This window comes from Pseudomonas sp. PA-6-3C, assembly GCF_021605825.1.
GTDB classification, from domain to species: Bacteria; Pseudomonadota; Gammaproteobacteria; order Pseudomonadales; family Pseudomonadaceae; genus Aquipseudomonas; species Aquipseudomonas edaphica.
In genome coordinates this window covers 18,920-33,200 of sequence record NZ_WKDV01000051.1, presented here as the reverse complement: position 1 = coordinate 33,200, position 14,281 = coordinate 18,920, and the positions used below count along the sequence as shown (strand labels likewise).

Here is a 14,281-nt window from a genome sequence, read left to right as displayed (position 1 = left end):
ATCTCAATGTGTTAGATAGCTTGGCTGCGACGCGAGGCCGGCAGCAGTTTGGCAATAGGTTCGGCGCTCGCACTGTGCTGGCCGAAATTCGCGTTATAGGTGGCGATGATTTCACCGGCGATGGAGATGGCGATCTCCACCGGCAGTTTGCCCTTTACCTCGGTGAGGCCCATGGGGCAGCGCATGCGTTGCAGTTGCGCGGTGTCGAAGCCGCGATCACGCAGGCGGTGTTCGAACTTGACCCGCTTGGTCTTTGAACCGATCAGGCCGAAATAGGCAAAGTCATTGCGCTTGAGCAGGGCGGCAGTCAGTTCCAGGTCCAGCGCGTGGTTGTGGGTCATCACGATGCAGTAACTGCCCACCGGCAGGTCGGCAATTTCGTCGACCGGCTCTTCGCTGATGATTTTACGCACGCCCTGAGGGATGTGTTCTGGAAACTCCTGATCACGCGAATCAATCCAGCGCACCCGACACGGCAGGCTTGCCAACAACGGCACCAGCGCGCGGCCGACATGGCCGGCGCCAAATACCGCGATCTGCGCCTGCACCTGGCCCATGGGTTCGAACAGCAACACCGTCACGCCGCCGCAGCACTGGCCCAGGCTGGCGCCGAGGCTGAAGCGCTCCAGATGGGTGTTCTGCTGGCCACGCACCAGCATGTCACGGGCGATCTGCATCGCCTTGTATTCCAGGTGCCCGCCGCCGATGGTGTCGAAGGTGTGCGCGGCGCTGATGACCATTTTTGAGCCGGCATTGCGCGGCGTGGAGCCGAGCTCTTCGATGATGGTCACCAGCACGCAGGGTTCACCCTGGTTCTGCAGGTCGGCGAGGGCGCTGATCCAGTTGTTCATAGTCACCTCCAGTCAGATCGTTCCCACGCTCCGCGTGGGAATCAGATCGTTCCCACGCTCCGCGTGGGAATGCATACCGTGACGCTCTGCGTCACAACAGCGGACGCAGAGCGTCCAAGGCGGCATTCCCACGCAGAGCGTGGGAACGATCAAGCCAGTTCAGTCTCAACGGCTTTTGCAGCGCTCAACTGCCGCATCTGCTCACAGCCCCACAACACTCGCTCCGGCGTCGCCGGCGCATCAATCTTCGGCTGATGGCGATAGTCACCCAAACTTGCCACGGCATCCTTGATCGCACACCAAGAAGCAATCCCGAGCATAAACGGCGGCTCGCCCACGGCCTTGGAGTGGAACACCGTGTCTTCCGGGTTTTTGCGGTTTTCCACCAGCTTCACACGCAAATCCAGGGGCATGTCCGCCACGGCCGGGATCTTGTAGCTGGCCGGGCCGTTGGTCATCAGCTTGCCCTTGTTGTTCCACACCAGCTCTTCCATGGTCAGCCAGCCCATGCCCTGGATAAAGCCGCCTTCGACCTGGCCGATGTCGATGGCCGGGTTCAGCGAGGCGCCCACATCGTGGAGGATGTCGGTGCGCAACATCTTGTATTCGCCGGTCAGGGTGTCGACGATCACTTCGCAGCAGGCCGCGCCGAACGCGAAGTAATAGAACGGCCGGCCACGTGCCTGGCTGCGGTCGTAAAAGATTTTTGGGGTTTTGTAAAAGCCGGTGCTCGACAGCGAAACCTGAGCGAAATACGCCTGCTGGATCAACGCCTCAAAGGTCAGGATCTGATCGCGCACGCGCACATGGCCGTTGTGGAACTCCACGTCCGCTTCACTCACGTCGTACTTGCGCGCGGCAAATTCCACCAGGCGCTGCTTGATGGTTTCGGCAGCGTTCTGCGCGGCCTTGCCGTTCAAGTCGGCACCGCTGGAGGCGGCGGTCGGCGAGGTGTTGGGCACCTTGTCGGTGTTGGTGGCGGTGATCTGCACGCGGTCGATCTCGACCTGGAATATTTCAGCCACCACCTGCGCGACCTTGATGTTCAAGCCCTGGCCCATCTCGGTGCCGCCGTGGTTCAGGTGGATGCTGCCGTCGGTGTAAATGTGGATTAACGCGCCAGCCTGGTTGAGGAAACTGGCGGTAAACGAAATACCGAATTTCACCGGCGTCAGCGCCAGGCCTTTTTTCAGAATCGGGCTGTGGGCGTTGTACAGGCGGATCGCCTCGCGACGCTCGGCGTACTGGCTGCTGGCTTCAAGCTCGGCGGTCATTTCTTCGAGCATGTTGTGCTCGACGGTCTGGTAGTAGTGGGTGACGTTGCGCTCGGTCTTGCCGTAGTAATTGGCCTTGCGCACCGCCAACGGGTCCAGCGCCAGATGACGCGCAATGGCGTCCATGACTTCTTCGATGGCCACCATGCCTTGCGGGCCGCCAAAGCCGCGATACGCTGTGTTGGACGCGGTGTTGGTCTTGCAGCGGTGGCCGTTGACGGTGGCGTCGCCCAGGTAATACGAGTTGTCGGAGTGGAACATGGCGCGGTCGACAATCGAGTTGGACAGGTCCGGCGAACAGCCGCAGTTACCTGCCAGGTCCAGATTGATGCCGTGCAGGCGGCCGTTGTCGTCAAAGCCCACGTCGTATTCGATATAGAACGGGTGGCGCTTGCCGGTCATCAGCATGTCTTCGACACGCGGCAGGCGCATCTTGGTCGGCTGGCCGGTCAGGTGCGCGACCACCGCGCACAGGCACGCGGGGCTGGCGGCCTGGGTTTCCTTGCCGCCAAAACCCCCGCCCATGCGGCGCATATCCACGACGATTTTATTCATCGACACGTCGAGCACTTCGGCCACCAGCTTTTGCACTTCGGTGGGGTTTTGCGTGGAGCAGTAGACGATCATGCCGCCGTCTTCGGTGGGCATTACCGAGGAAATCTGGGTTTCCAGGTAGAAGTGTTCCTGGCCGCCGATATGCAGGGTGCCCTGGATACGGTTTTTCGCGGTGGCCAGTGCGCCCGCCGAATCACCGCGTTGGTGGGTGTGGCTGTCGAGCACAAAGTGCTTCTTGCGAAAGGCCTCGACCACGTCCAGCACCGGCTCCAGGTCTTCGTATTCGATCACCGCCGCCAGGGCCGCTTTGCGCGCGGTTTCCAGGTCGCGGGCGGCCACGGCCAGCACCACTTGGCCGACAAACTGCACGGTGTCGATGGCCAGTAACGGGTCGCCGGGCATCAATGGACCAATGTCTTTGAGGCCCGGCACATCTTCATGGGTGATGACGATACGCACGCCGTCAAAGGCGTAGCAGGGTGCGGTGTCGATGCTGATGATGCGCGCATGGGCGCGGTCGGACATACGCGCGTACAGGTGCAACTGGTTAGGAAATTCCAGGCGATCATCGATGTACTGCGCTTCACCGCTGACATGCTTGGCGGCGCTGTCATGCTTGACGCTGCGGCCGACCCCGGTGGTCAGGTCCTGGGCAAACAGCTCGGCGAGTTCGGCCTGGGTTTTAACGACGGCGTGATGGTTAGACATAAGCGGTCACCCGAGTCTCGATGTGCGGTGTTTGCAGTTCGATGAAGTATTTGCGCAGCAGGTTCTGCGCGCTGAGCAGGCGGTATTCCTTGCTGGCGCGGAAGTCTGACAGCGGGGTGAAATCCTGGGCGAGGGCGGCGCAGGCTTTCTCCACCGTGGCGGCGTTCCAGGTGGCGCCCACCAATACGGTTTCGCAGCTTTTCGCGCGCTTGGGCGTGGCGGCCATGCCGCCAAACGCCACGCGGGCGTCGCTGATCACACCGTTGTCGAGCTTCAGGTTGAAGGCGGCGGACACGGCGGAAATATCATCGTCCAGGCGCTTGGAAACCTTGTAGGCGCGGAACAGCGCGTGGCCCTTGGGCACGATGATCTTCTCGATAAACTCACTGTCCTGACGCGCAGTGACACGGTAATCGATGAAGTAATCTTCCAGCGCCAGGGTGCGACGGGTGTTGCCCTTGCACAGCACGATCTGCGCGCCGAGCGCGATCAGCAGTGGTGGCGAATCGCCGATGGGCGACGCATTGCCGATATTGCCGCCCAGCGTGCCCTGGTTGCGGATTTGCAGCGAAGCGAAGCGGTGCAGCAAATCGCCGAAGTCCGGGTATTCGTGGTGCAGCGCGCTGTAGCAGTCGGACAGCGGGGTAGCCGCGCCGATTTCCAGGCGGTCGTCGAACGACTCGATGCGTTTCATCTCTTCGATGTTGCCCACGTAGATCATCACCGGCAGCACGCGGTGAAACTGCGTGACTTCCAGCGCCAGGTCAGTGCCGCCCGCCAGCAAACGCGCCTGCGGGTAGGCGTCGTAGAGGTCGGCCAGGTCGGCAACGGTGAGCGGCACCAGGCAGCGTTTGTCGCCGCTGTTGAGTTCACCGGTTTGCGTGGGCGCGATGGCTTTGAGCCGGGCGATGGTCTCGGCCTGGCGGCTGTCGAACTGATCAGCCGGCTTGTTGCAGCAGGCCTGTTCGGCGGCGGCGAGGATCGGTCGATAACCGGTGCAACGGCACAGGTTACCGGCCAGGGCTTCATGGGCTTTCTGGCTATCGGGGGCGTCGCTGTTCTTTTGCAGGGCAAACAGCGACATCACAAAGCCTGGGGTGCAAAAGCCGCATTGCGAGCCGTGGCACTCGACCATGGCCTGTTGCACGCTGTGCAGTTGGCCTTGATGCTTGAGGTCTTCGACGCTGATCAGCTGTTTGCCGTGCAATGACGACACAAACGTCAGGCAGGAATTGAGGCTGCGATAGCGGATCTGCTCCGCGCCTTGAGTGTCGGTGTGCAATTCGCCGACCACCACGGTGCATGCACCGCAATCGCCGCTGGCGCAGCCTTCCTTGGTGCCGGATTTGCCCAAATGCTCGCGCAAATAGTTGAGCACGGTCAGGTTGGGGTCCAGGGCGTGCTCGCTACGGAGTTCCTGGTTAAGTAAAAACTGGATCACGGAAGGCCTCGCAGACTCATTATTGTTGTTAACCGCTTTGCGCCGAATCTAGTCATGTCTGACTTTTCGGTCAACGATTTTCTGACCAGAAGGTCAAGAAATTGCGATCGCAACACTTTTAATTATGGTCCAGTCTTCTGGAACCGGTGTTTTTGCTGGCTTTTGGCTTTTCATCGCTGCTTATTTCATGCCAAATTCGCGCCTGTGGGCGTAGCGCCATCAGCCAGCCAATGCGCTACACTGCCGCGCTTGTACCGATAGAAGATTTTGAAGGGAAAACATGACGTTCAAGGCGCCGGACAGTCTCGCCGAGCAAATTGCTCACCACCTCGCCGAACGTATCATTCGCGGCGATCTCAAGCCTGGGGAGCGGATCCAGGAACAGAAAGTCACGCTGGCACTCAATGTCAGCCGTGGCTCCGTGCGTGAAGCTTTGCTGATCCTCGAGCGCCGCCACCTGATCGCGATCCTGCCGCGCCGTGGCGCCCACGTCACCGAACTCACCGCGCACAAGGTGCAGAGCCTGTGCACGCTGATGGGCGAGATGTACATCCTGCTCGGCAATTCGGTGGCTGAGGGCTGGAAGGTCCAGGCTGACATGGCGCCGTTCCTGCAGATCCAGCAACGCCTGATGACCAGTTTCGAACGTGAGGACGTGCGTGCCTTCGTCGAAGAAAGCTTCAGTGTGATGCGCGCCGCGTACCCCTTCGCCAACAACCCGTACTTGCAGGAAACCGTCGAAAACCTGCAGCCGGCGATGAACCGTGCCTATTACCTGGCCCTGGACCAGCGCAAGGCGGAGATGAGTGAGTACCTGGCGCTGTTCGAGCAGCTGCTCGCGGCGGTGCTCGCCCGTGATCTGCCGCAGATCCGCCAGGTACTGTCGGCCTACTGCGAGCGCAGCAGCTCGTTGGTCATCGCTGCGTTGGCGGGCGCCTAAACGTGCGGCTCAAGTGCATCAAACTGGCGGGGTTCAAATCCTTCGTCGACCCGACCACGGTGAACTTCCCCAGTAACATGGCGGCGGTGGTCGGGCCCAATGGCTGCGGCAAGTCGAACATCATCGACGCCGTACGTTGGGTGATGGGCGAGAGCTCGGCAAAAAACCTGCGTGGCGAGTCGATGACCGACGTCATCTTCAACGGCTCCACCAGCCGCAAGCCGGTGAGCCAGGCCAGCATCGAACTGGTGTTCGACAACTCCGACGGCACCCTGGTTGGCGAATACGCCGCTTACGCGGAAATCTCGATTCGCCGCAAAGTGACGCGCGACAGCCAGAACAGTTACTTCCTCAACGGCACCAAATGCCGTCGACGCGATATCACCGACATTTTCCTCGGCACCGGCTTAGGCCCGCGCAGCTACTCGATCATCGAGCAGGGCATGATCTCCAAGCTGATCGAAGCCAAGCCCGAAGACCTGCGTAACTTTATCGAAGAAGCGGCCGGCATCTCCAAGTACAAGGAGCGCCGCCGCGAGACCGAAAACCGTATCCGCCGTACCCACGAAAACCTCGCCCGCCTGACCGACCTGCGCGAAGAGCTGGAGCGTCAACTGGAACGCCTGCACCGCCAGGCCCAGGCGGCCGAGAAGTACCAGGAATACAAGGGCGAGGAGCGCCAGCTCAAGGCGCAGCTCTCGGCCCTGCGCTGGCAGGCGCTGAATGATCAGGTCGGCCAGCGCGAAGCGATCATTGGCACCCAGGAAATCAGCTTCGAAGCGCTGGTGGCCGAGCAGCGTAATGCCGACGCGAGCATCGAGCGCTTGCGTGACGGTCACCATGACCTGTCCGAGCGCTTCAATCTGGTGCAGGGGCGGTTCTACTCGGTAGGCGGCGATATTGCTCGGGTCGAACAGAGCATCCAGCACGGCCAGCAGCGCCTGCGCCAGTTGCAGGACGATTTGAAAGAAGCCGAACGCGCGCGGCTGGAAACAGAGTCGCACCTGGGCCACGACCGTACGTTGCTGCTGACGTTGGGCGAAGAGCTGGACATGCTCACGCCCGAGCAGGAAATCACCAGCGCCGCCGCTGAAGAGGCCGCGGCCGCCCTGGAAGAAGCCGAAACCACCATGCACGGCTGGCAGGAACAGTGGGACGCTTTCAACCTGCAATCCGCCGAGCCGCGCCGCCAGGCTGAGGTGCAGCAATCGCGCATCCAGCAACTGGAAACCAGCATGGAGCGCCTGGCCGAGCGCCAGCGCCGTATGCAGGAGGAGCGCGCGTTGCTCGCCGCCGACCCGGAAGACGCGGCGATCATGGCGTTGAGCGAACAGCTGGCCGAAAGCGAAATGACCCTGGAAGAACTCGAGGCCAGCGAAGAACAGCAAGTGGAGCGCCTGGAGCAATTGCGTCAGCAACTGCAACAGGCGACCCAGGCCCAGCAGCAGGCCCAGGGCGATTTGCAGCGGCTGAACGGGCGCCTGGCGTCGCTTGAAGCCTTGCAGCAGGCAGCGTTGGACCCAGGCACCGGCACCGCCGAATGGCTGCGTGACCAGCACCTGGCCGAGCGTCCGCGCCTGGCCGAAGGCTTGAAAGTTGAAGCGGGTTGGGAATTGGCGGTCGAGACCGTGTTGGGCGCCGACCTGCAAGCCGTATTGGTGGATGATTTTGGCGGTTTCGACCTGGCCGGTTTTGCCCAGGGCGATTTGCGTTTGCTCAGCCCCGCAGTCGATGGCACGCGAGTGCCGGGCAGTTTGCTCGACAAGGTTGAGGCCGCGATCGATCTGGCGCCGTGGCTGGGCCAGGTCAAACCGGTTGAATCATTGGAGCAAGCCTTGTCCCAGCGTGGCCAATTGGGCGCCGGTGAAAGCCTGATCAGCCGAGACGGTTACTGGGTTGGCCGGCACTTCCTGCGCGTGCGTCGCGCCAGTGAGGCCGAGAGCGGCGTATTGGCCCGTGGCCAGGAAATCGTCAACCTGAGCGCCGAACGCGAAGAACGCGAGGCCACCCTCGAAAGCCTGGAAACCGAACTGCAAACCCTGCGTGCCACTCAGCGCCAACAAGAGACTGGCCGCGAACACCTGCGCCGCCTCTTGCAGGACGAAGCGCGCCAGCAAGGCGAATTGAAAGCCCAACTGTCGGCGAGCAAGGCCAAGGCCGAGCAACTGACCCTGCGCCGCACCCGCCTTGACGAAGAAGTGGCCGAGATGGGCGAGCAGCGCGCCCTCGAACACGAGCAGATCGGCGAAGCGCGCCTGCACTTGCAGGAAGCCCTCGACAGCATGGCGCTGGATACCGAGCAGCGCGAACTGCTGCTGGCCCAGCGCGACAGCCTGCGTGAGCGACTCGATCGAGTGCGCCAGGAAGCCCGTCAGCACAAGGATCACGCCCACCAATTGGCCGTGCGCCTGGGCTCGTTGCAGGCCCAGCACACCTCCACGCGCCAGGCGCTTGAGCGTTTGGAGATGCAGTCCGAACGCCTCACCGAAAAGCGCGAGCAACTGAGCCTCAACCTGGAGGAGGGCGAGGCGCCGCTGGAAGAGTTGCGCCTTAAGCTCGAAGAGTTGCTCGACAAGCGCATGACCGTTGATGAAGAACTCAAGACCGCGCAAATCGCCCTGGAAGACGCCGACCGCGAACTGCGCGACGCCGAGAAACGCCGGACCCAGGCCGAGCAGCAATCCCAGCTGATTCGCGGCCAACTCGAACAGCAACGCATGGAATGGCAAGCCCTGACCGTGCGCCGCAAAACCCTGCAAGACCAGTTGCTTGAAGACGGCTTTGACTTGCACGGCGTGCTCAATACATTGACCGCCCAGGCCAATGAAAAAGACGCTGAAGAAGAACTTGAGCGCATCGCCGCGCGTATCCAGCGCCTGGGCGCGATCAACTTGGCGGCCATCGACGAATACCAGCAACAGTCCGAGCGTAAACGTTATCTGGATGCTCAAGACGCCGACCTGGTCGAAGCGCTGGACACTCTGGAGAACGTGATCCGCAAGATCGACAAGGAAACCCGTAATCGCTTCAAAGATACCTTTGATCAGATTAATGGCGGTTTACAGGCGTTATTCCCGAAAGTTTTCGGTGGCGGCAGCGCCTACTTGGAACTGACGGGCGAAGATCTACTCGATACAGGGGTGACGATTATGGCGCGGCCCCCGGGCAAGAAGAACAGCACCATCCATTTGTTGTCCGGTGGCGAAAAGGCACTCACGGCATTGGCCCTGGTATTTGCGATCTTCAAGTTGAACCCGGCGCCGTTTTGCATGCTCGACGAAGTTGACGCGCCGCTGGATGACGCTAACGTTGGACGCTACGCTCGGTTGGTTAAAGAGATGTCCCAGACCGTGCAGTTCATCTATATCACCCACAACAAGATCGCCATGGAAATGGCCGATCAGTTGATGGGCGTGACGATGCATGAGCCGGGTTGTTCGCGGTTGGTGGCGGTGGATGTCGAAGAAGCGATGGCGATGGTGGACGCCTAGCGGCGAGTTGCAAGCTGCAAGTGTGTGAGGCTATAGCTTGCAGTGTGTAGCTCACAGTTGGCGGCTTGCGTAAGAGATCTCCCATGTCGCCGAAAGATGGCAAACCGATACATTTCGCGCCAACTGTGTAAAGTTATCGAAGGTCGTGCTAGTTTATTGTCAATTCCTCGTATGCGTGGGCAAAACGTCAGTCAGAACATAGAGTTGGCGCCACGTTTTAAAGCGGTTTGGACGTTGCTAAACCCCTTATTTTTCAGCATTTTTTATTAGAGGCACGGGATTACATGGAAATCGGTCTGCGCGAGTGGCTGATCGTCATCGGCATTATTGTCATTGCCGGTATTCTTTTTGATGGCTGGCGCCGCATGCGCGGTGGCAAGGGCAAGCTCAAATTCCGTTTGGACCGTAACCTGTCCAACTTGCCCGACGACGACGGCAGCGCCGAGCTGCTGGGGCCGCCTCGTGTGCTGGATAACCATAAAGAACCACAACTGGACGAGCACGACTTGCCGTCGATGAGTGCGCCGGTGCGTGAAGCCCGCGAACCGTCGTCCAAGCGTGGCAAGCGCGCCAGTGCCGCCGTCGCCGAGCCGCATCAGGGCGACCTGAACCTCGACGTCGACGAAGGCCCGAGCTTCAGCAGCCGCGACGACGATTTCCCGGATGAAAATATCGGCAAGGCATCCAGTGCGCCGCGCCAATCGGTCAACGACCAGCCTGCTGCCGAAGAAGTCTTGGTGATCAGCGTGATCTGCCGTGACGCCGCCGGCTTCAAAGGCCCGGCACTCTTGCAGAATATCCTCGAAAGCGGCCTGCGCTTTGGCGAGATGGATATTTTCCACCGCCACGAAAGCATGGCCGGTAACGGCGAAGTGCTGTTCTCCATGGCCAACGCGGTCAAGCCGGGCACTTTCGATCTGGACGATATCGACTTGTTCAGCACCCCGGCGGTGAGCTTCTTCCTCGGTTTGCCAGGCCCGCGTCACCCGAAACAAGCGTTCGACGTGATGGTGGCTGCTGCGCGCAAACTGTCCCAAGAGCTCAACGGCGAGCTCAAGGACGACCAACGCAGCGTGCTCACTGCCCAGACCATCGAGCATTACCGTCAGCGCATCGTCGAGTTCGAGCGTCGCGCCCTGACACAGAAACGCTGAGGTTCGATCTTAAGCGTTGCCTGTAGAATCCGTGCACTAACATATTGAGCAGCTTCGGCTGCTCTTTTGCTTTATGAGAGAACACCCATGACCGCCGCCCACACCCGCATTCTCGAACTGCGCGCTGAACTGGATCAGCACAATTACCGCTACCACGTCCTCGACGAGCCGAGCATTCCGGACGCCGAGTACGACCGGTTATTCCATGAGCTAAAGGCTCTGGAAGCCGAGCACCCGGATTTGGTGACGCGTGATTCGCCGACGCAGCGGGTTGGCAGTGCGGCGCTGTCGGCGTTCACCCAGGTCAAGCACGAGATTCCGATGCTCAGCCTGGGCAACGCCTTTGATGAAACCACCATGCTCGAATTTGATCGCCGGGTTACCGAAGGTCTCGACCTGCCGGTGGGCGATCTGTTTGGCGGCGGCGCAGCGGTGGAATACAGCTGCGAGCCCAAGCTCGATGGCCTGGCGGTCAGCCTGTTGTATCAGGACGGCGAGCTGGTGCGCGGTGCCACGCGCGGCGATGGCACCACCGGTGAAGACATCAGCGTCAACGTGCGCACGGTGCGCAATATCCCGTTGAAACTGCACGGCAGCGGCTGGCCGGCGACCCTGGAAGTGCGCGGCGAAGTGTTCATGTCCAAGGCTGGCTTCGAGCGCCTTAATGCCTCGCAACTGGAAGTGGGCGGCAAGACCTTCGCCAACCCGCGTAATGCCGCCGCAGGCAGCTTGCGCCAGCTGGACTCGAAGATCACCGCCAGCCGCCCGCTGGAGTTTTGCTGCTACGGCGTGACTACCGACATCAGCGACACCCATATCGGTAACCTGCAGCAATTGCAGAAGTGGGGCATGCCCATCAGCCATGAGCTGAAGCTGGCCAAGGGCATTCAGGATTGCCTGGCGTACTACCGCGATATCGGCGAGCGGCGTAACAGCCTGCCGTACGAGATTGACGGCGTGGTGTTCAAGGTCAACAACATTGCTTCCCAACGTGAGCTGGGCTTCCGCGCCCGCGAACCACGCTGGGCCATCGCGCATAAATTCCCGGCCATGGAAGAGCTGACCGAGCTGCTCGATGTGGAATTCCAGGTCGGCCGCACCGGTGCTGTAACGCCGGTGGCGCGCTTGAAGCCGGTCAAGGTCGCGGGTGTGACGGTGTCCAACGCAACCTTGCACAATATGGATGAAGTGGCGCGCCTGGGCTTGATGATCGGCGACACTGTGATCATTCGCCGTGCCGGTGATGTGATCCCGCAAGTCGTCTCGGTGGTCACCGAACGCCGCCCGGAAAACGCCCGCGCCGTGCACATTCCGCAAAGCTGCCCGGTGTGCGGCTCCCATGTGGAGCGCACGCAACTGGTCAAGCGCAGCAAGGGCAAGGAAACCGTCAGCGAAGGCGCGGTTTACCGCTGCGTCGGGCGCCTGGCCTGTGGCGCGCAGCTCAAGCAGGCGATCATCCATTTTGTGTCGCGCCGCGCCATGGACATTGACGGCCTGGGCGACAAAACCATCGAGCAGTTGGTGGATGAAAAGCTTATCGGCTCGCCGGCTGACCTCTACAAGCTCAAATACGAGCAGATCATCGACCTGGAAGGCTTTGCCGATATTTCCAGCAAGAAGCTGATTGCCGCCATCGAAAACAGCAAGACTCCAACCCTGGCGCGGTTTATCTACGCCTTGGGCATTCCGGACGTGGGCGAAGAGACGGCCAAGGTGCTCGCGCGCTCGCTGGCGTCCCTGGAGCGCGTGCAGCAGGCCTTGCCGGAAGTGCTGACGTACTTGCCGGACGTGGGCCTTGAAGTCGCCCACGAGATTCACAGCTTCTTTGAAGACAGCCATAACCAGGAGGTGATTGGCGCGCTGCTGTCGCCGGATGAATGCGGCCTGCAGTTGCAGGATCAGGGCGACCTGAGCGCCGAGTTTGCCGCCAGCACCACCCTCGGCGGCCTGCTCGACAAGCTGCACGTGCCCAGCGTAGGGCCTGGCGCCGCGCAAAAACTGGCCGACAAGTTCGTAAGCCTCGAAGGCGTAATCAAGGCCGACTGGCTGGATATGCGCCAGGCGTTGCCCGAGAAGCAGGCCAAGGCGGTGCGCGAGTTTTTTGATAACCCGGACAATGCCCACCGTGCCCTGGCCATCGAGCAGCAGCTCAAGGACTTCGGTATGCACTGGCAGAGCGAGAAGAAGGTCGTCGAGGGCTTGCCGGAAGCGGGGCATACCTGGGTGCTGACCGGCTCTCTTGAGCTGATGAGCCGTGATGTGGCCAAGGACAAGCTCGAAAGCCTGGGCGCCAAGGTGGCAGGTTCCGTCTCGGCCAAGACTCACTGCGTGGTTGCCGGGCCGGGCGCGGGTTCCAAGTTGGCCAAGGCCACCGAGCTGGGCCTCAAGGTGCTGGACGAAGAGGCCTTCGTCGCCTTCCTGGCCAGACACAACATCAGCGTCTGACGATCGTTCCCACGCTCCGCGTGGGAATGCAGCCCTGGACGCTCTGCGTCGGCTCTTGAACCTCGTGACGCAGAGCGTCACCGCAGGCATTCCCACGCAGAGCGTGGGAACGATCTTTCACGGTAAATGATCTAGTCTTGGTCACCCAGGGAGAGATCGCCATGTTCCGCTACTTCGAGCAACTCAGCACGCGCATCGCCGCACCGTTCATGGCCGGATCCTCGCGCAGCAGCAAGGTGTGGCAGTGCCGGTGCGGCCAGTCGCTGTTCTTTCGCAACAGCCAGTGCCTGGTCTGTTCTGCGCTGTTGGGCTATCAGCCCCAGCAAAGCCGGCTGTCGTCGCTACAGCCCGGCCCGGTCGATGGCACATGGCTACAGGACGATAACCTTGACGCCGGCACCTTCCGCCGCTGCGCCAACCTCGACACCCCGGCCGCCTGTAACTGGCTGATTCCTGCCCACAGCACCGCAACGCTGTGCGTCGCGTGCAGCCTGAACCGCACTATTCCCGACTTATCGGTGCCGGATAACCCCGAACGCTGGCGCAAAGTCGAAACCGCCAAGCGCCGGTTGGTGGCGCAACTGATCAGCCTGGGCCTGCAAGTGGTGCCCAAAAGTGTTGACGAAAACAGCGGCCTGGCCTTCGATTTCGTCGGCATTGACCTTGAAGGCAACGCACCCACCACCGGCCACGCCAACGGCCTGATCACCCTCGATATCAAGGAAGCGGACGACGCCCATCGCGAGAAAGTCCGTGTGCAAATGCGCGAGCCGTATCGCACGTTGCTCGGCCACTTTCGCCATGAGGTCGGCCATTACTATTGGGATCGGCTGATTGCCAACAGCCATTGGCTTGAATCGTTTCGTAGCCTGTTCGGCGACGAACGCGCCAGTTACGCCGAGGCACTCGAGCAGCACTACCAGAACGGCCCGCGCGCCGACTGGCAGCAAACCTGTGTCAGCGCCTACGCGACCATGCACCCCTGGGAAGACTGGGCCGAAACCTGGGCTCACTACCTGCACATGATGGACGCCGTCGACACCGCACTGGGCTTTGGCATGAGTGCCCGCGAGATGGACCTGGATTACCAGCCCTTCCCGTTGACCACGCTCTACGACCCCGAACACCCTGGCGGCCCGGCCTTCCTGTCGTTCGTCAACGCCTGGATCGAACTGGCCGGCATGCTCAACGAACTGTCGCGCAGCATGGGCCAGCCGGATTTCTACCCCTTTGTGTTGCCGCCGGCCGTGATCGCCAAGCTGCACTTCATTCACTTGGTGATTCAGGAGGAGGGCGGCAGGGCCGACGAAGTCGTACAAGCACAGTAATCCGCCCCTATGTGGGAGCTGGCTTGCCTGCGATTGCGGTGCATCATCCAGTGAATGCCCCAACTGATGCACCGCAATCGCGGGCAAGCCCGGC

Annotated in this window: 8 protein-coding genes; 5 read left to right on the top strand and 3 right to left on the bottom strand. The window is 61.2% G+C overall.

Going from position 1 to position 14,281, the window contains the following annotated elements; all coding sequences use genetic code 11:
• Positions 1-11: 11 nt before the first annotated feature.
• From xdhC to xdhA, 3 genes are all read right to left on the bottom strand, one after another.
• Positions 12-851, bottom strand: coding sequence for a xanthine dehydrogenase accessory protein XdhC (gene xdhC / locus GIW48_RS25970; RefSeq protein ID WP_017134780.1), 840 nt, complete (start codon positions 849-851; stop codon positions 12-14).
• Between the two features lie 149 nt (positions 852-1,000).
• Positions 1,001-3,388: a xanthine dehydrogenase molybdopterin binding subunit gene (gene xdhB, locus GIW48_RS25965; RefSeq protein WP_186617204.1), complete on the bottom strand. Its 2,388-nt coding sequence runs from the start codon at positions 3,386-3,388 to the stop codon at positions 1,001-1,003.
• Entirely contained in the window at positions 3,381-4,829 is a 1,449-nt protein-coding gene (xdhA, locus tag GIW48_RS25960; RefSeq protein WP_186617203.1) for a xanthine dehydrogenase small subunit, read from the bottom strand. Before xdhA ends, xdhB begins: the two co-directional genes overlap by 8 nt.
• Before the next feature lie 280 nt (positions 4,830-5,109).
• Between xdhA and GIW48_RS25955 the strand changes: the two genes are divergently transcribed.
• From GIW48_RS25955 to GIW48_RS25935, 5 genes are all read left to right on the top strand, one after another.
• A complete protein-coding gene (locus tag GIW48_RS25955; protein ID WP_186617202.1) occupies positions 5,110-5,769 on the top strand; it encodes a GntR family transcriptional regulator in 660 nt (219 codons plus the stop codon).
• Positions 5,770-5,771: 2 nt separating this feature from the next.
• A complete protein-coding gene (smc, locus tag GIW48_RS25950) occupies positions 5,772-9,260 on the top strand; it encodes a chromosome segregation protein SMC (RefSeq protein WP_236460272.1) in 3,489 nt (1,162 codons plus the stop codon).
• Between the two features lie 284 nt (positions 9,261-9,544).
• Complete coding sequence (zipA, locus tag GIW48_RS25945; protein ID WP_017134785.1) at positions 9,545-10,414, top strand: cell division protein ZipA; 870 nt, start codon at positions 9,545-9,547, stop codon at positions 10,412-10,414.
• 87 nt (positions 10,415-10,501) lie between these two features.
• Positions 10,502-12,859: an NAD-dependent DNA ligase LigA gene (ligA, locus tag GIW48_RS25940; RefSeq protein WP_099548813.1), complete on the top strand. Its 2,358-nt coding sequence runs from the start codon at positions 10,502-10,504 to the stop codon at positions 12,857-12,859.
• A gap of 161 nt (positions 12,860-13,020) precedes the next feature.
• The gene (locus tag GIW48_RS25935; protein ID WP_236460274.1) at positions 13,021-14,187 is read left to right on the top strand and encodes a zinc-binding metallopeptidase family protein; all 1,167 of its coding nucleotides are present in this window, start codon (positions 13,021-13,023) and stop codon (positions 14,185-14,187) included.
• The last annotated feature ends 94 nt before the right edge of the window (positions 14,188-14,281 follow it).